The following is a 21,586-nucleotide window of genomic DNA, read 5'->3' on the forward strand; positions in this document are numbered from 1 at the left end:
CGGCCATGGCCGCGATGCAGTTCGCAAGGCAGGCCATCGCGGCCATGGCCGCTCCCACCCAGTCACCGGAGCAGGATCATGGCACCAGACAAGGCATCCGCCTCCCTCGACCAGCGCTGCATCGACACGCTGCGCTTCCTTTCCGTCGACATGGTGCAGAAGGCCGACAGCGGCCATCCCGGCCTGCCGCTTGGCGCCGCGCCGATGGCCTACGTGCTGTGGCAGCGATTCCTGAAGCACAACCCGGCCAATCCGCTGTGGTCGGACCGGGACCGATTCGTGCTCTCGGCCGGGCACGGCTCGGCGCTGCTGTACAGCCTGCTGCACGTCACCGGCTACGACCTGACGCTCGACGACATCAAGCAGTTCCGGCAGTGGGGCAGCAAGGCGCCGGGGCACCCCGAGCGCGGCCACACGCCGGGCGTGGAAGTCACTACCGGGCCGCTGGGGCAGGGCTTCGCCAACGCCGTGGGCATGGCGATGGCCGAGGCGCAATTGGCGGCGCGCTACAACCGCCCCGGCCACGTCGTCGTCGACCACCGCACCTGGGTCATCGCCAGCGACGGCGACCTGATGGAAGGCGTCGCCTCCGAGGCCGCATCGCTTGCCGGGCACCTGAAGCTGGGCAAGCTCAACGTGTTCTACGACGACAACAGCGTGACCCTGGCCGCCGGCACCGACATCACCTTCACCGAGGATCGCGCCGCACGTTTTTTCGCCTACGACTGGCACGTGGAAACCGTGGACGACGGCAACGATGTCGCCGCGATCGAACGGGCACTGCAGCGGGCGCACGACGAAACCACGCGGCCGTCGCTGGTGCTGGTGCGCACCCACATCGGCTATGGCTCGCCGGAGCAGGACAGCTACAAGGCCCACGGCTCGCCGCTGGGCGAGGAGGGCGTGGCGGCGACCAAGCGCAAGCTCGGCTGGCCCGAGCAGCCGGCGTTCCTGCTGCCCGACGACGCGATGGCGCACTTCCGCTCCGCGCTCGACCGCGGCAAGCGCGGGCAGGACGCGTGGCAGCAGCGTTTCGATGCCTACGCCGATGCCTATGCCGATGACGCGCGCGAGCTCCGCACCAGCCTCGAAGCGACTTTGCCCGACGGCTGGGACGCGGACATTCCGGTGTTCCCGGCCGATGCGAAGGGCATGGCCACGCGCGAGGCCGGCGGCAAGGTGCTGTCGGCGATCGCGCCGAAGCTGCCCGCGCTGACCGGCGGTTCGGCGGACCTCGATCCTTCCACCTACACCGCGGTGAAAGGCCTGGGCGATTTCGATCCGCGCGCCACGCCTGGCGAGGACGAACAGGGCTCGGCCGGCGGCGGCTGGAGCCATGCCGGCCGCAACCTGCATTTCGGCGTGCGCGAGCACGCGATGGGCGCCATCTGCAACGGGCTGGCCGCGCACGGCGGCATCATTCCCTACGACGCGACCTTCCTGATCTTCTCCGACTACATGCGCCCGCCGATGCGCCTGGCCGCGTTGATGCGCCTGCACGTGGTGCACGTGTTCACCCACGACAGCATCGCGCTGGGCGAGGACGGTCCGACACACCAGCCGGTGGAGCAGCTTGCAGGCCTGCGTTCGGTGCCGGGGCTGCTGGTGATCCGGCCCGCGGATGCGAACGAAACGGCCGTCGCCTGGCGCGTTGCCATCGAAGCACGCGACCGGCCGGTCACGCTGGCGCTTTCGCGGCAGAAAGTGCCCACGCTTGATCGCGACAAGTACGCATCGGCCGATGGCCTGCGCAAGGGCGCCTATGTATTGCTCGATGCGGAAGGCGGCAAACCCGACGTCATCGTGATCGGCACCGGCGCGGAAACCGGTCTCGCGCTGGCCGCCGTGGAAAAACTGCAGGGCGAAGGAGTCGCCGCGCGTGCGGTCTCAATGCCGTGCTGGGAGCTGTTCGACGAACAGCCGCAGAAATTCCGTGAATCCGTGCTGCCGTCGTCCGTGCCTGCGCGACTGGCGGTGGAAGCGGGGTCGCCGCAGGGCTGGCACCGCTACGTCGGCGACCACGGCGACGTGCTCGGCGTCGACCGCTTCGGTGCTTCGGCACCGGGCAGCGAGATGCTGGAGCGCTACGGGTTCACCGTTGACAACGTATGCGCGCGCGCCCGTGCGCTGCTCGGAACGGAGCCAAGCTGATGGCGGGTGCGCCTATTCCTTCTTCATCGCATGCCCACCGAACTCGTTGCGCATCGCCGACAGCAGCCGGTCGGCGAACGATTCGCCGTCGCGCGAGCGCAGGCGGGCGATCAGGGACTGGGTGATCACCGGCGCCGGCACGTTGAGGTCGATCGCCTCGGCCACGGTCCAGCGGCCTTCGCCCGAGTCGGGCACGAACGGCGCGATACCGTCCATCGTCGGGTTCTTGCCCAGCGCGTCAGCGGTCAGGTCCAGCAGCCAGGAGCGCACGACGCTGCCAGTGCGCCAGATCTCGGCCACCTGGTGCAGGTCGAGGCCGAATTCCTGCTTGTGCCCGAGGATCGAGAAGCCTTCCGCATAGGCCTGCATCAGTCCGTACTCGATGCCGTTGTGGACCATCTTGGTGAAGTGCCCCGACCCGGACGGCCCGACGTGGCCCCAGCCCTGGTCCTTGCCCGGCGCCAGCGTCTCGAACACCGGCCGCAGTCGCTCGACCGCATCGGTTTCGCCGCCGACCATCATGCTGTAGCCCTCGGCAAGACCCCACACGCCGCCGCTGGTGCCGCAATCGACGTAGTGCAGGCCTTTGCCGGCGACGGCCCTGGCGCGATCCACGGTGTCCTTGTAGTTGGAATTGCCGCCGTCGACGATGGTGTCCCCTGCCGCCAGCAGCTCGACGAGCGCATCCACCGTGCTGCCGGTGATGGCCCCGGCCGGCACCATCATCCAGGCCACGCGTGGCGACGACAGCTTGCCGACGAGCTCCTCCAGCGAGGTGGCGGACTCCGCGCCGAAGCCCTCGGCCAGTGAACGCGCCTCGGGTTTCGGGTCGAAACCGACCACGCGGTGGCCGCCGCGCACCAGGCGCTGCGCCATGTTCGCGCCCATCTTGCCCAAGCCGATCATGCCGATTTCCATGCCTTCCTCCTCGTTGTGAAACCGCGCTGTTCGTCACGCCCCTGGCGACACGGGATGCTCGAGGCACCAGGCCCGCGCCGCCGCGCCGATCGCGGACGACTCGGTCGGGTAAGGGTGGATGACCCGCGCCAGCCCGCGCACGCCGGTGCCGTTGACCATCGCCTGGGTCACCTGACCGATCAGCTCGCCGGCGCGGCGGGACACGATCGTCGCTCCCAGGATGCGGTCGGAGCCGTCGGCGACGTGCAGCTTGATGAAGCCGATCTCGTCGCCGTCGAGCACCGCCCGGTCCACCGCGTGCAGCGGGATCGTGCTGGTGGAGATGGGGATTCCGCGCAGCATGGCCTCGCGCACGTACAGGCCCACGTGTGCGATCTCCGGATCGGTGTACGTACACCACGGAATCACCAGATCGCCCAGGCGCTGCCGTTCACCGCGCAGGGCATTGGCCACCGCCATGCGCCCGGTGGCCACGGCGACATGGGTGAAACGGTGGGCCATGCAGACATCGCCGGCCGCGTAGATCGCGGGGTTTGCCGTGCACAGGTGATCGTCCACCCGGATGCCCTCGACCGCATCATGTCCAACACCCGCCGCCTCCAGGCCCATGTCGTCGATGCGCGGCAGCCGCCCGGTGCCGACCAGCACGGCATCGGCAACCACGCTCGTCACGTAGTCGTCGGTGCGCAGGTCGGCGTGGATCCCGTCGCCGACGCGACGCACGGCGGTCACCTCGGTATTCAGGCGCACCTCGATCCCGTCGCGAGCGAACGCCACCGACAGGATCTGCGCCGCATCGCGCTCTTCGTGGGGCAGGAACAGCGGCATGTCCTGGACGATGATCACGCGACTGCCGAAGCGGCGAAACACCTGCGCCAGTTCGCAGCCCAGGGGGCCGCCGCCGATGACCAGCAGCCGCCGGGGCAGGGCGGCGATGCCGAAGATCGTTTCGTTGGTCAGGTAGCCCACGTCGCGCAGGCCGGGGATGTCGGGCACGTCGGGCTCGGCACCGGTCGCGATCAAGGCCTTGTCGAACCGCAGCTGCACGCCGTCCAGCTCCAACCGGTCCGGGGCCTTGAACATGGCATGGCCGAAGAACAGGTCGATGCCGGCTTCGCGCAGCATCCGCGGCGAGCTGGCGCGGCTCATGCGCGCGCGCAGCCGCAGGACGCGCTCCATCGCGGCGTGGAAGTCCACCTCGACCCGTGGCGGTGCGATGGCGCCGTATTTCCGGGCATCGCGCATTTCCGCGTACACACGAGCGGTGCGTACCAGGGCCTTGGAGGGCTGGCAGCCGAAGCTGAGGCGGTCACCGCCGAGCAGGTCGCGCTCCACCAGCGCAACGCGCGCGCCGGTGGCGGCAGCATCCTGCGCGGCCGCCAGGCCGGCGGCGCCAGCACCGACGACGACCAGCCCGTAGCGTTCGGCCGGCTCGGGATTGCGCCATCGGGCCGGGCGTAGATTGTCGTGCAGTTCGTCACGGACGAACGGGTCGACCACGGTGCCGATGCCGATGCCGGAGTCGCGGTGGTGCATCAGCCTCGCTCCCCGTCGCACGCGGCGATATCGAGCCAGCCGCCTTCGAAGCCCGCGCGGCGCAGCCCGTCGACCACGTACCGGCAGCGGCGCATCAGCGCCCAGGGCAGGCCGGTCCGATGGTTTTCCAGCATCAACACGATGATGCCCTGGTCGAGCCCGAACAGGCCGGGCGATACCCACGCCTTTCCGGCCTTGTCGCGCAGGTCGGCGTTGAAGCCGCTGGTGAAGCCGTGTTCGTGGACGATCTCCGGATGGCGTCGGCACATCGTGCCGATGGCCTCGAGCGCAAGTTCCGGTTCGAACGGCACGCTCGCCAGCACCGCCGGCGGCGACAGGGTGCCGTCGTCCGGCCCGTAGGGCACGCCGCGCGCGGCATAGCCGAACAGGTGTCGCGGCTCCGCATCCACTCCCTGTACTTCGTCGGTCGGTCCCTCGCAGGCGCTCAGGCCCCAGCAATCCTGCCCGTAGCCCCGGTGGCCGCGCGGGTTGATGCAGGCATAGGCGCGCTGCACATGGATGGCGCGACGGCTGTTCTCGAAATAGTCGCAGGCCTTCTGGCGCATGAAGCTGTCGCGGATGCCGCGGAAGTCGATCCACGCGTGCGAGAACTGGTGGATGAACAGCGGGCCGGCGTACAGGAAGCCGTGGCCATAGAGATTCTCCCACTGGTAGGTGCTGGTCCAGGCCCGGTAGCAGTCCTCGCCGATAGGGTAGGTGGGCGAACCCAGGGCAAGCACGTACAGCACGATCGCCTCGCTGTAGCCTTCCCAGCCGTAGTGAAGGAAGCCGCACTCGGGCTTCCAGCCCTGCATGATCGTTTCGCCGCCGTCTTGCGCCCAGCGCCAGTCGATGCGGCGGTACAACCCGTCGGCAATGGTGCGCAGCTCCGCCTCGTCGGGCGTGTCGGCATCGAAGTAGCGGCTGGCCATGAGCGCCCCGATGATCAGCAGTGCAGTGTCGATCATCGACAGCTCGCAGCGCCAGACGCGGGTGCCGGTGTCGCGGCCGAGGAAGTGGAAGTAGAAGCCCTTGTGTCCCGTGGAACCTGGACTGCCGTCCTGGTTGCTGTCGCGGAAGAAGCGCAGCGCGGCGGCGCAATGTTCGACCGCTTCGGCCCGCCCGATCCAGCCGCGTTCGACCGCGACCGGGTAGGTCGACAGCGCGAACCCGACGACCGCGATGCTGACCGGCGACCATTCGCGCGAGGTGTCGGCGTACAGGCCGTTGACCGGGTTGCGGTGCCGCAGGAAGTAGCCGAAGGCGGCGCGCTGGTAGTGCTCCAGCAAGGGTTCGCCAGCCTCCGCGATGCTGTTTTGTATCGTCTTCGGCACGTTGGCTGCAGTCTAGGGTCCGCGGTGTTAGCAGGTCATGACGTTGACCCCACCGTGACCGCCAACGTGCAATAAGGGGAAGACACCTTCCGGAGTCCTCGTTCCATGCAAGACCAGGCATCCGGAAGCACGCCGCCCGGCCTCCTCCTTCAAACGCCCCGACTGCAGCTGCTGTCGAACGGGTGCTACACCGTGATGCTGACCGCCGCCGGCTCCGGCTACAGCCATCTCGGAAACTGCGCGATCACCCGATGGCGCGCCGATCCGACAGGCGACAACCACGGCTGCTGGCTCTACCTGCGTGACGTCGACAGCGGCGCGACCTGGTCGGCCGGGCTGCAGCCCACCGGGGCCGTGCCCGATACCTATGCGCTGGAATTCATCGATGGCCGCGCAGGCATCCGCCGCCGTGACGGCGACATTGAAACCACCACCGAGGTCGTCGTCGCCGGCAATGCCGATGCGGAGGTCCGGCGCGTCAGCCTGCGCAACAGCGGCGACCGCGAGCGCATCATCGAACTGACCAGCCACGCCGAACTGGTGCTTGCGCCGCAGCAGGGCGATGCCGCGCACCCCGCGTTTTCGAAAATGTTCGTGCGCACGGAGTGGTTGGCCGACCGTCGCGTGCTGCTTGCCACGCGTCGCGTGCGCACGCCAGGCGATCCGTCGATCTGTGCCGCGCAGTGGCTGCAGGTCGAAGGCGACGACGGCGGCGAACCGCAGTGGGAGACCGACCGTGCGCGCTTCATCGGCCGCGGCCGCGACGCGCGCGCCCCGGTGGCGCTCGAATCGGAGACGCTTTCGGGGACGGTCGGCACCGTGCTTGATCCGGTGTTCAGCCTGCGGCGCCGGGTGCGCATCGCGCCCGGGGAAACCGCCACGCTGCAGCTGTGGACGGTGGCGGCCGCTGGCCGCGACGAGGCGCTCGCGCTGGTCGATCGGTTCCGCGGCGTGGATGCCTTCGCGCAGGCGTCTGGGGACGCGTCGGAGCGTGCGCAGGCGCTGCTGTCGCGCCTGGGCCTCGATGCGGCGCAGGTGCGGCGCTTCCAGCGTCTCGCGGCCGCGCTGCTGTACCCGGATCCGACGCTGCGCACCGCGGCCGCGGCGCTGGGGAACGGGGAGGGCGGCGCGCCCACGCTCTGGGCCGGCGGCATTTCCGGCGATCGCCCGATCGTGCTGCTGCGCATCAACGACGAGACCGGCCTGGCGCTCGCGGATGACGTCCTGCGCGCCGAAGCGTACTGGCGCGCACACGGTCTCGAGGCCGACCTTGTGGCCGTCGCCGGGTCGGCGGCGGCGTACGACGCGCTGCAGGATCGCTTCATGGGGCACGCGACGCGGAATCCACCGCCCGGCGGCAAGCAGAACCTGTTTGTACTCCGCGCCGACGAGGCGCCAGACGCATTGCAGGCCGGGCTGGCGACGGCGGCCGCGATTGCCCTCGACCAGCGCGACGGTGGCCTCGCGGCACAGGTCGATGCGCTTCCGGCCGCGACAGGGACGGGCTTGCCGCCCGATGCCGCCCGCCAGCCGACTGCGGCCGCCGGGTCGCCGTCGCGCGGATCGGGCGGCGGCATCGAGGCGTCCCTGGAGTTCTTCAACGGCCACGGCGGCTTCGCCGAAGACGGGCGCGAGTACGTCACGATCATCCGCAACGGCGCGCTGCCGCCGATGCCATGGCTCAACGTCGTCGCCAATCCGGACTTCGGCTTCACCGCCACCGAGGCCGGCGGTGGCTACGCGTGGTCGCAGAACAGCCAGCGCAACCCGATCACGCCGTGGACAAACGATCCGGTCTCCGATCCGCCGCAGGACGTGCTTTACGTGCGTGACGACGAGGATGGCCGGCTGTTCACCGCCACAGCGCTGCCGCGCTGCGGCGACGATGGCGAGTACGTCGCGCGCCACGGCCACGGCTACAGCCGCTTCGAGCACGCCGAACATGGCATCGAGCTCGACCTGCTGCAATACGTGCCGGTCGACGACGGCCTGAAGATCTCGCGCCTGCGGCTGCGCAACCGCTCGGGGCGCACGCGCAGGCTGTCGGTGACCGCCTTCGTACAGTGGGCGCTGGGGCCGAACGGCTCGCAGCCGGCGCCGTTCGTCGCGACCTCTCTGGACCGGGACACCGGCGCGCTGTTCGCCGGCAACGCGTGGCGCGCGGAGTTTGGCGAACGCGTGGCGTTCATGGACCTGCTTGGCCGCCAGCACGCGCACAGCGGCGATCGCCTCGAATTCCTCGGCCGGCGGGGAAACCTGGCCGCGCCGGCGGCACTCCAGGGGGGCGAAGCGCTGTCCGGACGCACCGGTGCCGGGCTGGATCCCTGCGGCGCGCTGCAAACCCGCTTCGAACTGTCCGCCGATGGCGAAGAGGAGATCGTTCTCCTGCTCGGCGACGCGATCAACGCCGGCGCCGCGCGCGAGCTGGTGCGCCGCTACCGCGAGGTGGACCTCGACGCCGCCCTGCAGGCAGCCGTCGCGCAGTGGGACGACATCCTCGGCACCGTGCAGGTGCGCACGCCCGACCGGGCGATGGACCTGCTGCTCAACCGCTGGCTGCTGTACCAGGCGCTGTGCTGCAGGGTCTGGGCGCGCACCGGGTATTACCAGGCCAGCGGCGCCTACGGCTTCCGCGACCAGCTGCAGGACGTGATGGCCACCTGCATCGCACGCCCCGGGGAAGCGCGCGCGCAGCTGCTGCGTGCCGCGGGCCGCCAGTTCGAGCAAGGCGACGTGCAGCACTGGTGGCTGCCGCCGAGCGGCGAGGGCATTCGCACGCGCATGACCGACGACCGCCTGTGGCTGCCGTTCGTCGCCTGTCACTACATGGATGCCACCGGCGACACCGACGTGCTCGATACGCGCCAGTCCTTCATCGAAGGCCCGCAGCTCGAGCCCGGGCAGGACGAAGCCTACTTCCGGCCCACGACCGCGGACAGCGATGCCAGCCTGTACGAACACTGCGCACGCGCCATCGACGTGAGCCTGTCGCTGGGCACGCACGACCTGCCGCTGTTCGGCACCGGCGACTGGAACGACGGCATGAACCGCGTCGGCGAGGAGGGCAGGGGCGAGAGTTCCTGGCTGGGCTGGTTCCTGTGCGCCACCATCGATGCGTTCGCGCCACACGCGAAGGCGCGCGGCGAACACGAGCGCGCAGCGCGCTGGGAAGATGTCGCGTGCACGGTGCGCAAGGGTCTGGATGCCGGCGGCTGGGACGGCCAGTGGTATCGCCGCGGCTACTACGACGACGGCACGCCGCTCGGCTCGCACGAAAGCGACGAATGCCGCATCGACACCATCGCCCAGTCGTGGAGCGTGATCGCCGGTGGCGGCGATCCGGCGCATGCGAAGTCGGCGATGGAGCAGGTCCACCGGCAGCTGATCCTGCGCGACGAGAAGGTCGCGCTGCTGTTCACCCCGCCGTTCCAGCACACCGACCACGACCCCGGCTACATCAAGGCCTATCCACCGGGCCTGCGCGAAAACGGCGGCCAGTACACGCACGGCGCGCAGTGGTCGATCTTCGCCTTCGCGAAGATGGGCGACGGCGACCGCGCATTCGAGCTCTTCTCGCTGATCAACCCCGTCCACCATGCATCCGCGCCCGAAGGCGTGGACCGCTACAAGGTCGAGCCCTATGTCGCGGTTGCCGACGTGTACTCGGTCGAGCCGCACGTCGGCCGCGGCGGCTGGACCTGGTACACCGGCTCCGGCGCCTGGCTGTACCGCGCAGGGCTGGAAGCGGTCCTGGGCTTCCACCTGCAGGGCGCGCATCTGCGCCTGGATCCCTGCATTCCACGGGGGTGGCCGGGCTTCTCGATCGAGTACCGCCACGGCGGCAGCCGCTATCTGATCGAGGTCGCCAACCCGAATGGTGCATGTCGCGGCATCGCACGCTGCGAACTCGACGGCGGGATCCTGAACGTTGATCCCTGCCTGATCCCGCTGCGCGACGACGGCCAATCGCACCGCGTGGCCATCGAGTTGGGCCGTTGATCGCGGTTCACGAGCAGCCCTTGCGCGCGCAGCTGTTCAGCGCCGAACAGATGGAGCGGCACGGCCGCGTGCTCGCACAGGCGCACCGGCTGAGCGGGCACCGCGGCGCCGACCTCCTGCTGGCGCGGCTGAGCGCCAACGAGACTGTGATCGACCGCGCCAGCAAGCTGCTCGGCGAGGCCGCGCAGGCCAAGCGCAGGCTGACGCCTGCTGGCGACTGGCTGCTCGACAACCTGTACCTGGTGGAGGAACAGGTCCGCCTCGCCCGCCGCCACCTGCCCAAGGGGTACAGCCGCGAATTGCCGCGGCTGGAAGGCGGCCCGTCCGATCAGCTCCCGCGGGTCTACGACATCGCCCTCAACGCGATTTCGCACGGTGATGGTCGCGTCGATGTCGAAGGCCTGGACCGCTTCATCGCCGCCTACCAGTCGGTCACGCCGCTCACGCTTGGCGAGCTGTGGGCAGTCCCGATCATGTTGCGGCTTGCGCTGATCGAAAATTTGCGCCGGGTCAGCGCGCAGGTCATTGCCGGCCGCATCGACCGCGACCTTGCCGACTTCTGGGCCGACCGCTTCTCGGCGATGGCAGAGTCGGATCCCAAGAGCGTGGTGCTGGTGATCGCCGACATGGCGCGCTCCCGGCCGCCGTCGAGCGGCGCGTTCGTCGCCGAGATCGTGCGCCGCCTGCAGGGGCAAGGCGCGGCGCTGGGCCTGCCGCTGACCTGGATCGAGCAGTGGCTGGCCGACCACGAGCAGGGCATCGCGCAGCTGGTGCAGGTCGAGAGCCAGCAGCAGGCCGCCGACCAGGTTTCGATCAGCAACAGCATCGGCAGCCTGCGTCTGCTGGCGATGACCGACTGGCGCGAGTTCGTCGAAACCGTGAGCATGGTCGAGGCCACGTTGCGCGACGACCCCGCCGGTACGTACGGGCGGATGGACTTCGCCACCCGCGACCGCTACCGCCATGTGGTCGAGTACATCGCCCGTCGCGGCAAACTGCCCGAGACCGAAGTCGCATCGGCCGTGCTGGAACTGGCGCGCGCAGGCGCGGAGCAAACGGGCAGCGACGACTGCAGCGCGCACGTGGGTTACTACCTGATCGATGCCGGGCGCACACAGCTGGAACGGGCGCTGTCCCTGCAGGGTAGGCCGCTGGCTTCGCTGCGTCGCGGAACCCGACACGTGCCGCTGCCGGCCTATCTGGTGCCGATCATCGCAATCGTCGCGCTGTTCACCTCCGGGCTGGTACATGACGCTCAGGCGATCCTTGGCGCGCGCGACGTGCTGTGGCTGGTGGGCGTGCTGTGCGTGATTGCCTTCAGCGAGCTGGGCGTGGTCCTGGTCAACTGGTTCGCGACGCTGCTGGTGTTGCCGCGGGCGCTGCCGCGACTGGACTTCTCCGCGGGCATTCCGAACGATGCGCGCACGCTGGTGGCGGTGCCGACCATGATCGGGGACGCGTCGACGGTGGGCCCGCTGGTGGACGCCCTGGAGGTGAGGTTCCTCGCCAACCGCGACCGCAACCTGCACTTCGCCCTGCTGACGGACTTTCTCGATGCCGACGAACAGGCACTGCCGCAGGATGCCGAAGCGCTGGCGACGGCGCGCAACGACATCGAAGCGCTCAACCGGCGCCACGCCAGCGGCGGCGACGACATCTTCTTCATCCTGCACAGGCCGCGCATCTGGAACCCGCGTGAACACAGATGGATGGGCCACGAACGCAAGCGCGGCAAGCTTGCCGCGCTCAATTCGCTGCTGCACGAAGGCGATGCCAGCGCGTTCTCGATGATTGCCGGCGAGCCGGGCGTGCTGCGTGGCGTGCGCTACGTGATCACGCTCGACACCGACACCCACCTGCCGCGCGACGCCGCGCGCGAACTGGTCGGCACGCTCGCGCATCCACTCAACCGGGCGCGGCTGGATCCGCGGCGGCGCGTGGTGGAAGGGGGTTACGGCATCCTGCAGCCGCGCGTCGGCACCCGCATGGGCGGTGAACGCCGTTCGTGGTACGTGCGCCTGTATGGCAGCGAGCCGGGAATCGACCCGTACACGCGCACCGTTTCGGACGTGTACCAGGACCTGTTCGGCGAGGGTTCGTTCGTCGGCAAGGGCATCTACGACGTGGCGGCGTTCGGGCAGGCGCTGGACGCGCGCTTCCCCGACAACCGGATCCTCAGCCACGACCTGCTCGAAGGCTGCTACGCGCGTGCCGGACTGGTCAGCGACGTGCAGCTGTACGAGGACTATCCGTCGCGCTACGCACTCGACGTCAAGCGCCGGCACCGCTGGATCCGCGGCGACTGGCAGCTGTTGCCGTGGCTGCTGCCGTGGGTGCCGGGGGGCGAAGGCCGCCGCGAACGCAACCCGTTGTCGATGCTCTCGCGCGGCAAGCTGCTCGACAACCTGCGCCGCAGCCTCGTGCCCGTGGCGACGGTGTCGCTGTTCGTGCTTGGCTGGCTGCTCGCGCCTCACCCGCTGCGCTGGACGCTGTGGGTGCTGTCGACGCTGCTGCTGGCGCCGCTGGTGACGGCCATGACCGCGCTGCTCGACAAGCCGGACGAGCTGCCGCTGCGCGCGCACCTGCTGCATCGCGTGCAGGCGGCGGGGCACGATCTTGCGAGGGTCGTCCTGGGCGCGGCGTTCCTGCCGTACGAAGCGTTCTACAGCCTCGACGCCATCGTGCGGACACTGTGGCGGGTGCTGGTGTCGCGCCGGCGCATGCTGCAGTGGAGTCCCTCCAGCGAAGTCGAGAAGACACTGGGCGACGGCCTGGCGGCGTCACTGCGTTCGATGTGGTTCGCGCCCGCGTTCGCGCTTGTGGTGGCGGCCGCGCTCTTCCGCCTGCAGCCGATGGCGTTGCCCGTGGCCGCGCCGCTGCTCGGGCTGTGGCTGCTGTCGCCCTGGCTGGCCTGGTGGACCGGGCGGCCGCGCGCGCGCGCGGCGCACGGACTGTCGGTGGAGCAGGGCAGGTTCCTCGGCCGGTTGTCGCGGCGCACGTGGGCGTACTTCGAGGACTTCGTCACCGCCGCCGACCATTGGCTGCCGCCCGACAACATCCAGGAGCATCGCTCGCCGCCGGTTGCGCGGCGCACGTCCCCGACCAACATCGGTCTGTCGCTGCTCGCCAACCTGTCCGCACACGACTTCGGCTACCAGCAGGCCGATGCCATGGCCAAACGCGTCGGCAACACCCTTGCGACACTGGAGCTGCTGCCGCGGCATCGCGGCCATTACTACAACTGGTACGACACCGAAACGCTGCGCCCGCTGCCGCCGCTGTACGTGTCCACCGTCGACAGCGGCAACCTCTCCGGACATCTGCTGACCCTGCGCCAGGGACTGCTGGCACAGCCCGATTCGGCGGTGCTGGCACCCGCTACCTGGCAGGGCTTGCGCGATGCCGCGGGGGTATTGGAGGAAGCCGGCGTCGGCGTGCCCGAGGCCTTCCGCGTGAGGATCGATGCGCTGCTCGCCGCATCGCCGGTCACCTGCGGCGAAGCCGTGCTGGCGCTTGCCGAACTCACGGTGCTGGCGGAACCACTTGCCGCGCACGACGCACCGGCCGGCGCGGATTCCGATGCGGATGTGTCGACGGAGGCGTCGTACTGGGGGCGGAAGCTGCTGGCGCAGTGCCGTGCCGCGAGCGCCGCGCTGGCATGGCTTCCGACCGCGCTGTCGACGTCGGCGATCCCGACCTTGCGCGAACTGTCGCGCACCTCGCCGGACGCGCAGGTGCAGGCCATCGCAAGCACCCGCATCGCGGAGTTCGAGCGCCTGGCCCACGTCGCCGGCCAGTGCGCGCAGAACGAACTCGATTTCCTCTACGACCGCAGCCGCCACCTGCTCACCATCGGCTACAACGTCGACGAGCACCGCAGCGACCCCGGCTACTACGACCTGCTGGCGTCCGAAGCGCGCCTGGCCAGCTTCATCGGCATTGCCCGGGGCCAGCTGCCGCAGGACGCGTGGTTCGCGCTGAGCCGGCTGCTGACCGACATCGACGGCGACCCGGCGCTGCTGTCGTGGAGCGGCTCGATGTTCGAATACCTCATGCCGCAGCTGGTCATGCCCAGCTACGAGGGCTCGCTGCTCGACCAGACCGCGCAGGTGAGCGTGGCAAGGCAGATCGAATACGGACGCCAGCGCGACGTGCCTTGGGGCATTTCCGAATCCGGCTACAACGCCGTCGACGCGCGCATGAACTACCAGTACCGCGCCTTCGGCGTGCCGGGACTCGGCCTGCGGCGCGGGTTGGCGCAGGACCTGGTGATCGCGCCCTACGCCAGCATGATGGCGTTGATGGTCGCGCCCGTGGAGGCCTGCCGGAACCTGCAGCAGATGGCCGCCGCCGGCTTCGCAGGACGCTACGGCATGTACGAGGCGATCGACTACACACCTGCGCGCTTGCCGCGCGGACAGCCGCACGCGCTGGTGCGCTCGTTCATGGCCCACCACCAGGGCATGGGGCTGCTGGCGCTGGACTACCTGCTCCACGACCAGCCGATGCAGCGCCGGTTCGTGGCCGAGCCTGAGTTCATGGCCACGCTGCTGCTGCTGCAGGAGCGCATCCCACGCACCGGCGCCTTCCATCCGCACACGACCGAAGTCGCCGGCGCGGCCGTGATGTCCGATCCCGCCGAAACCCGCCTGCGCATCTTCCGCAACGCCTCCTCGCCGCGGCCGGCGATCCAGATGCTGTCCAACGGCCGCTACCACGTGATGATGACCACCGCCGGCGGAGGCTACAGCCGCCTGCATGACATGGCGGTGACGCGCTGGCGCGAGGACGGCACGCGTGATCCTTGGGGGAACTGGTGCTATCTGCGCGACGTGGACAGCAGCGAGTTCTGGTCGGCTTCGTACCAGCCCACGGCCGTGGAGGTGTCCGGATACGAGGCGATCTTCTCCGACGCCAAGGCCGAGTTCCGCGGCCGCAAGCAAGGCTTCGAAACCCACCTTGAGATCGCCGTGTCGCCTGAGGACGACATCGAACTGCGCCGGCTGCACGTGACCAACCAGTCGCGCACGGCGCGCACGATCGAAGTCACCACCTACGCCGAGGTGGTACTGGCGCCTGCGATCTCGGACGAACTGCATCCGGCCTTCAGCAATCTGTTCGTGCAGACCGAACTGGTGCCCGAGCGGCAGGCGATCCTGTGCACACGACGCCCGCGCGCGCACGATGAGGTGCCGCCGTGGATGTTCCATCTGGTCGCGGTGCACGACGCCGACATCGTGGAAATCTCCTACGAGACCGACCGCTCGCGGTTCATCGGTCGCGGCCACGACGCGCGCGCGCCGCGCGCCATGCTCGAGCCGGCGCCGTTGTCGAACAGCCAGGGCTCGGTGCTCGACCCGGTCGTCGCGATCCGCTCCCGGATCACCCTGGCGCCGGACCAGACCGCGACCATCGACATGGTCACCGGCTTGGCGGCGGCGCGCGACGATTGCCGGGTGCTGGTCGACAAATACCGGGACCGCCGGCTGGCCGACCGCGTGTTCGACCTGGCCTGGACCCACAGCCAGGTGGTGCGTCGCCAGATCGACGCCTCGCAGGCCGACGCGCAGCTGTACGAGCGCCTGGCCGGGCTGGTGCTGCACGGGAACCCGGCGCTGCGCGCAGGGCCATCCGTGCTGCTGCAGAACCGCCGCGGCCAGTCGGGGCTGTGGGGGCAGGCGATCTCCGGTGACCACCCGATCGTGCTGGTACAGATCGAGGACGCGGAAAACATCGAACTGGTGCGGCAGATGGTGCAGGCCTACGCGTACTGGCGACTCAAGGGCCTGACCGTCGACCTGGTGATCTGGAACGACGAGCAGGGCGGCTATCGCCAGCAGTTGCACGACCAGATCATGGGCCTGATAACGGCCGGCGTGGAAGCCCACGTGATCGACCGCCCCGGCGGCATCTTCGTCCGACCCGCACACCAGCTGCCGCAGGAGGACCGCATCCTGCTGCAATCGGTGGCACGCGTGATCGTGAGCGACGCGCACGGCACGCTGGCCGAACAGATCGCGCATCGGCGGCCGCCGGAGGCGGTGATGCCGCCGCTGCAGCCGCAGCCCACCCAGTACGAGCTGATGCCGATGCCCACCGCCGACGAGCACGCCAGCGCCGGCCGCGGCGGCGACGCGGCCTTCGACCCGTGGCCCTTTGACCAAGGCACCGGACCGCTGCGCGATGGCAACGGCATCGGAGCCTTCTCGGCCGACGGTCGCGAATACGTGATCGACCTGCAGCCGGGCGACAACACGCCCGCGCCGTGGTCGAACGTGCTCGCCAACCCGCAGTTCGGCTGCGTGGTGAGCGAATCCGGCACCGGCTACACCTGGGCGGAGAACGCGCACGAGTTCCGCCTCACGCCGTGGCACAACGATCCGGTGGGAGACAGCAACGGTGAGGCGTTCTACCTGCGCGACGAGCAGACCGGGCGGTTCTGGTCGCCGACGCCGCTGCCCTGCCGCGGCGAGGGTGCGTACCGGGTTCGGCATGGCTTCGGCTACAGCGTCTACGAGCACGAGCAGGACGATGTCGCCAGCGAACTGTGGGTCTACGTGGCGCGCGACGCGGCCGTCAAGTTCAGCGTGCTGCGCGTGCGCAACACCGGCGACCGCACGCGCCGGCTCAGTGCCACCGGCTACGTGGAATGGATCCTCGGCGACCTGCACGCACGCACGCACATGCACGTGGTCACCGAGTCCGCCACGGAACACGCCGCGGTGCTGGCGCGCAATGCCTACAACACCGAATTCAGCGGCCGGGCCGCGTTCTTCGCCGCCGACGTCGCAACCGAGGGATGGCACGGCGAGGAGGCGCGCCGCAGCGCCAGCGGCGATCGCAACGAGTTCATCGGCCGCAACGGCAGCCTGCGCTCGCCGGCGGCGATGACGCGCGAACGCCTGTCCGGGCGACTTGGCGCCGGACTCGATCCCTGCGCCGCGATCCAGGTGCCGCTGGACCTGGCGCCCGGGCAGTCGCGCGACGTGATATTCCGCCTCGGCGCAGGGCGTACGCGCGCCGAGGCGCTGGCGACGCTGCAGGAGACGCGCGGGCGCGACGCGGCCTGGGACGCCCTCGACGAGGTCCGCGTCGGCTGGCTGCGCACGCTCGGTGCGGTACAGGTGGAAACACCCGAACCGGCCGTCGACCTGCTCGCCAACGGCTGGTTGCTCTACCAGACCATCGGCTGCCGTTACTTCGCGCGCAGCGGCTACTACCAATCCGGCGGCGCGTTCGGCTTCCGCGACCAGCTGCAGGACATCATGGCGATGCTGCACGCCGAGCCGAAGCTCGCGCGCGACCACCTGTTGCTGTGCGCCGAGCACCAGTTCATGGAAGGCGACGTGCAGCACTGGTGGCACCCGCCGCTGGACCGCGGCGTGCGCACGCGGTGCTCCGACGACTACCTGTGGCTGCCGCTGGCCACCTGCCGCTACGTCGAGGCCACCGGCGACCGTGACGTGCTCAACGAACGCATGACCTACGTCGAAGGTCGCCAGGTCGACCCCGACGAGGAGTCCTACTACGACCTGCCTTCGCGCTCCGGCCTGCGCGAAACGCTGTACCAGCACTGCGTGCGCGGCCTGCAGCGCGCGCTCGACCTGTTCGGCGAACGTGGCCTCCCGCTGATCGGCACCGGCGACTGGAACGACGGCATGAACCGGGTGGGGGAGGGCGGCCGCGGCGAGAGCGTGTGGCTGGGGTTCTTCCTGTACGACGTGCTCAACCGCTTCAACGGACTGGCGCGCGACCGCGGCGACCTGCTGTTCGCCGAACGCTGCCTCGAACGCGCGACGCAGCTGCGCCAGGCGCTGGAAGACCATGCCTGGGATGGCGCGTGGTATCGGCGCGCATGGTTCGACAACGGGATGCCGCTGGGCTCGGCGCAGAGCGACGAGTGCACGATCGATTCGATCTCGCAGAGCTGGTCGGTGCTGTCGGGCGCTGCCGATCCGGTGCGCGCAAGGCAGGCGATGGAGTCGCTGGACCAGCGCCTGGTGCGGCGCGATGCAGGCCTGGTGCAGCTGCTCGACCCTCCATTCGACAAGACCGGGCAGGACCCCGGCTACATCCGCGGTTACGTGCCCGGCGTGCGCGAGAACGGCGGCCAGTACACCCACGCGGCGGTGTGGGCGACGATGGCCTTCGCCGAGCTCGGCGACCATGCGCGCGCGTGGGAACTGTTCCGCATGATCAACCCGATCCACCACGGCGGCACCGCAGAACGCATCGCGACCTACAAGGTGGAACCCTACGTGGTCGCCGCCGACGTGTACGCGGTCGAACCGCACGTCGGCCGCGGCGGCTGGACCTGGTACACCGGCTCGGCCGGCTGGATGTACCGGCTGGTCGTCGAATCCCTGCTGGGCCTGCGGCTCGAGGGTGACACCCTGCGGCTGTCGCCCTGCATCCCACCCGACTGGCCCGGTTACCGCGTGCGCTATCGCTACCGCGACACGGTCTACCGCATCCACGTGCGCCAGGAAGCCGGGAAAGGCATGTCGCCGCGATTGCTGGTCGACGGCATGGAGCAGCCCGGGCTGGTCGTTCCACTGCGCGACGACCATGCGCAGCACGCCGTGGAGCTGTGGCTTCCGCAGCCGGCCCCATGACAGGCTACAGGGTCATGTCTTCGTAGCTGCGGGGATCGGAGACCGGTTCCAGGTGCCCGGTCACGCGCATGGCCGGGAACTCCGCCACGATCTTCTCCACCAGGTCTTCCATGGCGTCATGCCCGCGCAGCACCGTCCAGTCGCCGGGCACCAGCATGTGCATCTCCATGAACTGGCGGGCGCCGGACTCGCGCGTGCGCACGGCATGGAATTCGATCCGACCCGGTTCGGCGTGCGCGTTCAGGATGGCATGGATCCTGGCGTTGTCTTCCGCGGACAGGGTCGCGTCCATCAGGCCGGAGGCGGATTCGGACATCAGCCGGTAGCCGGTGACCAGGATGTTCACGCCCACCAGGATCGCGATCACCGGATCCAGCCAGTTCCAGCCCGTCAGCCACGCCAGCCCCAGGCCCACCACGACCCCGACCGAGGTGTACACGTCGGTCATCAGGTGCTTGCCGTCGGCGCGCAGAGTGATGGAGCGGTGTCGCGTGCCGACCTTTATCAGGATTCGCCCGACGACGCCGTTGAGGACAGCGGCCACGATCGAAATGGCGAGGCCGAGGCCGAGCGACCCCAGCGGCCGCGGGTTGAACAGGCGATCGATGCCCAGGTAGATGATCGAGGCCGCGGCGACGAAGATCATGATGCCTTCCAGCGCGGCCGAGAAATACTCCGCCTTGCTGTGGCCGAAGTGGTGGTCGTCGTCGGCCGGCCGGGCGGCGATCGTCAGCGAGACCAGGGCGACGATCGCAGCCACCAGGTTGACCATCGATTCGGCGGCGTCCGACAGCAGGCCCACCGAACCGGTGATGGCCCAGGCGCTGCCCTTGAGCAGGACCGTCAGCACAGCGGTCACGATGGCCAGCCAGGCGTATTTCCTCAGGTCCGGCGTGGCTTCGGCCGGTCTGTCGCGGGGTTTCAGGGTGACCATTGTCCGCTGCGCGCATCGGTGGGGCCAGTCGGAAGCCTGCCGGTGCACGATCGCCAGGGCGGCTCGGAACTAGGACGTCGCCTGCGCGGGTATACGTCGTCGTTCCAGCGCGGTGGGCGGCGCTTGCGCGCAGGTCGATCAAAGAGGAGTGCGCATAGCCTGGCAGACGTCAGGGCCACAGGACGAGAAGGGCGGAGCGCTCCTCTGGCCGTCCTGAGCCGAACGAGGTGGGCTGTTAGCTCTTTGCCGGTAGTGGATGTCTGCCCGGGCAGCGGATTAGGGAGCATTATCGGGGGTAGGGAAGGCAGCTTCCCACTCGAAACCCACAGCGTTCCACGAGTTCAACCTGACGATGTCAGCAGGCTTGAGTGGTTGCGCTCAAAGACGACTCACATGGAAGGCGGACGACAGCCAAGTCGACTTTCACGGTATGCGATCGGTGCCGTCGAGCAGAGACAGCTTCGAACTGGCGCCTCCCGTCAAGCCTCACTTGGCCGAGTACTTTGACGTCAATGGTGTGGGCGCTGGGCCAGGAGTTACTGATTGCCAAAGAGCCCACCGTTCCCGAGGAGCGGCAGGCCCTGCCTCGTGCGGCCTGGAATCAGTTTTCCGGCTTCGGAACGGAAGCCTCGGTTGTGATGCGCAGCTGCACTTCGTCGCTGACGTTCGGAACAAACATGCCCAGATCGAAGTCCGTGCGCTTGATCGTGGCAACGGCGTCGAAGCCCGCGGTCGGCTGCCCGCTCATCGGGTTCTCGGCGATCTGGTTGATGCTGGCAACCAGCACCACTGGCTTGGTGATGTCCTTGATGGTCAGGTCGCCGGTGATGGCCAGCCTTCCGTCACCATTCGCCTTCACAGAGGTGCTCTTGAAGGTCGCCTGAGGGAAGTTCGCGGCGTCGAAGAAGTCCGCGCTGCGCAGGTGGTCGTCGAAGGCGGCCACGTGCGAGGACAGCCCGGCCAGCGGGAGCACAACTTCCACGTTGGAAGCGGCGACATCGTCCGGATCGTAGGTGATCGACCCGTCGACCTGGCCGAAGTGCGCGATCGGATTGGAGAATCCGAAATGGTTCCACTGCGCGATGACGTCGGTGTGGGTCGGGTCGATCTTGTAGGTCACCGGGGCGGCGAAGGCGTAGACGGAAGAGGCGAGAAGTACAGCGGCGAGGATGCCGCAGGAAAGACGGTTCTTCATGGAAGGCTCCAGTTGCGTGAGTTGAGACGGGCGGCGATACATAGGGGCAACAGCCGCCGACCACACGAACAAGGATATCGTTCTGATTTCGTTGATAAAGCCGCTTTTCGTGACATGAATGTCTCTGGATTAGAGTCAATGCCTTGGCGGCTTTTGAGAGAGTGAGAGAGACAGAGAGAGAGCGAACCGCGGATATGTCGGCGGCATTGTCGCTAATATAGAAACAATGAAGTCGCTTTCATCCAGTTTATCGACTCAGTCGTGACAATGAGAATAGCTCCGTCGCGGATCATCCGCCTCGATCAAAACGGAGCCGTCCATGCAACTTTGCAATTCCAAGGCCCGCTGGGGTGTGATCAGCCAGCTTTTACACTGGGCCGTCCTGGTGATGATCGTGTGGCTCGCCTGGCTTGGCCTGACCATGGTCGACATGCCGCCCACGCCGGCAAAGATCAACGCGTATGCACTGCACAAGTCGCTTGGCCTGACCCTGCTCGCCCTGGTTGTGCTGCGCCTGGCTTGGCGACTGTTCGCCGGCGCGCCGAAGCCGGTGGCCGGCACGCCCACCTGGCAGGCGCGCATTGCAGACGCCACCCACATCGCGCTCTATGTGCTGCTGTTCGCGATTCCGCTCAGCGGCTGGGTGTTCAACTCCGCCTCGGGCTATCCGCTGCAGTGGTTCAAGAAGTTCAACCTGCCGTCGATTGTCGAGCGCAGCGAAGAACTGGCCGCGCTGTCCATCCAGGTGCACGAGTACGGCTTCTGGCTGCTGATCCTGCTCGTGCTGGCCCACGCGGGCGCTGCCTTCTATCACCACTCCTTCCAGGGCGACGACACCCTGCGCCGCATGCTCCCCAGCCTGCGTCGTGCTGCCGCGCCCACCGCACCCGTTCTGGAGAACTGA

The 21,586-nt window shown here is 68.8% G+C and carries 8 protein-coding genes and 1 pseudogene; 4 read left to right on the plus strand and 5 right to left on the minus strand.

The features are described 5' to 3' along the window. Nucleotides 1-78 precede the first annotated feature (78 nt). Nucleotides 79-2,151 (plus strand): transketolase, encoded by a 2,073-nt coding sequence (gene tkt / locus ACW7G5_RS06025; protein ID WP_457002656.1) that lies wholly within the window; start codon nucleotides 79-81, stop codon nucleotides 2,149-2,151. A 12-nt stretch (nucleotides 2,152-2,163) separates the two neighbouring features. Here the strand turns inward: tkt and gnd are convergent. The 3 genes and pseudogenes from gnd to ACW7G5_RS06040 form a co-directional block, all read right to left on the minus strand. Further along, nucleotides 2,164-3,078, minus strand: a pseudogene (gene gnd / locus ACW7G5_RS06030) (phosphogluconate dehydrogenase (NAD(+)-dependent, decarboxylating)); the annotation flags it as partial. 24 nt (nucleotides 3,079-3,102) lie between these two features. Next, nucleotides 3,103-4,605, minus strand: a complete 1,503-nt coding sequence (locus ACW7G5_RS06035; RefSeq protein ID WP_457002658.1) for a mercuric reductase — start codon at nucleotides 4,603-4,605, stop codon at nucleotides 3,103-3,105. After that, nucleotides 4,605-5,939, minus strand: coding sequence for a glucoamylase family protein (locus ACW7G5_RS06040; RefSeq protein ID WP_457002659.1), 1,335 nt, complete (start codon nucleotides 5,937-5,939; stop codon nucleotides 4,605-4,607). Before ACW7G5_RS06040 ends, ACW7G5_RS06035 begins: the two co-directional genes overlap by 1 nt. A gap of 105 nt (nucleotides 5,940-6,044) precedes the next feature. Here ACW7G5_RS06040 and ACW7G5_RS06045 point away from each other — a divergent pair, with 105 nt between their 5' ends. Both ACW7G5_RS06045 and ACW7G5_RS06050 read left to right on the plus strand, forming a co-directional pair. Continuing rightward, entirely contained in the window at nucleotides 6,045-9,938 is a 3,894-nt protein-coding gene (locus ACW7G5_RS06045; RefSeq protein WP_457002661.1) for a GH36-type glycosyl hydrolase domain-containing protein, read from the plus strand. 50 nt (nucleotides 9,939-9,988) lie between these two features. Further along, nucleotides 9,989-18,553 carry a GH36-type glycosyl hydrolase domain-containing protein gene (locus ACW7G5_RS06050; RefSeq protein ID WP_457002905.1) on the plus strand — a complete coding sequence of 2,855 codons (8,565 nt, stop codon included), beginning with the start codon at nucleotides 9,989-9,991 and terminating at the stop codon, nucleotides 18,551-18,553. Nucleotides 18,554-18,557: 4 nt separating this feature from the next. Here ACW7G5_RS06050 and ACW7G5_RS06055 read toward each other — a convergent pair whose 3' ends face one another. Both ACW7G5_RS06055 and ACW7G5_RS06060 read right to left on the minus strand, forming a co-directional pair. After that, on the minus strand, nucleotides 18,558-19,487 hold the full coding sequence (locus ACW7G5_RS06055; RefSeq protein WP_457002663.1) for a cation diffusion facilitator family transporter: 930 nt from the start codon (nucleotides 19,485-19,487) through the stop codon (nucleotides 18,558-18,560). 601 nt (nucleotides 19,488-20,088) lie between these two features. Further along, nucleotides 20,089-20,682: a YceI family protein gene (locus tag ACW7G5_RS06060; RefSeq protein WP_457002664.1), complete on the minus strand. Its 594-nt coding sequence runs from the start codon at nucleotides 20,680-20,682 to the stop codon at nucleotides 20,089-20,091. Between the two features lie 319 nt (nucleotides 20,683-21,001). Here ACW7G5_RS06060 and ACW7G5_RS06065 point away from each other — a divergent pair, with 319 nt between their 5' ends. After that, nucleotides 21,002-21,586: a cytochrome b gene (locus tag ACW7G5_RS06065; protein WP_457002666.1), complete on the plus strand. Its 585-nt coding sequence runs from the start codon at nucleotides 21,002-21,004 to the stop codon at nucleotides 21,584-21,586.

Source organism: Luteimonas sp. A501 (assembly GCF_054052085.1).

What these genes read in the sequence shown, in the direction of transcription:
- ACW7G5_RS06055 (WP_457002663.1), bottom strand. Translation starts at nt 19,487, where the DNA reads ATGGTCACCCTGAAACCCCGCGACAGACCGGCCGAAGCCACGCCGGAC.
- ACW7G5_RS06035 (WP_457002658.1), bottom strand. Translation starts at nt 4,605, where the DNA reads ATGCACCACCGCGACTCCGGCATCGGCATCGGCACCGTGGTCGACCCG.
- ACW7G5_RS06065 (WP_457002666.1), top strand. Translation starts at nt 21,002, where the DNA reads ATGCAACTTTGCAATTCCAAGGCCCGCTGGGGTGTGATCAGCCAGCTT.
- ACW7G5_RS06045 (WP_457002661.1), top strand. Translation starts at nt 6,045, where the DNA reads ATGCAAGACCAGGCATCCGGAAGCACGCCGCCCGGCCTCCTCCTTCAA.
- tkt (WP_457002656.1), top strand. Translation starts at nt 79, where the DNA reads ATGGCACCAGACAAGGCATCCGCCTCCCTCGACCAGCGCTGCATCGAC.
- ACW7G5_RS06060 (WP_457002664.1), bottom strand. Translation starts at nt 20,682, where the DNA reads ATGAAGAACCGTCTTTCCTGCGGCATCCTCGCCGCTGTACTTCTCGCC.
- ACW7G5_RS06050 (WP_457002905.1), top strand. Translation starts at nt 9,989, where the DNA reads ATGGAGCGGCACGGCCGCGTGCTCGCACAGGCGCACCGGCTGAGCGGG.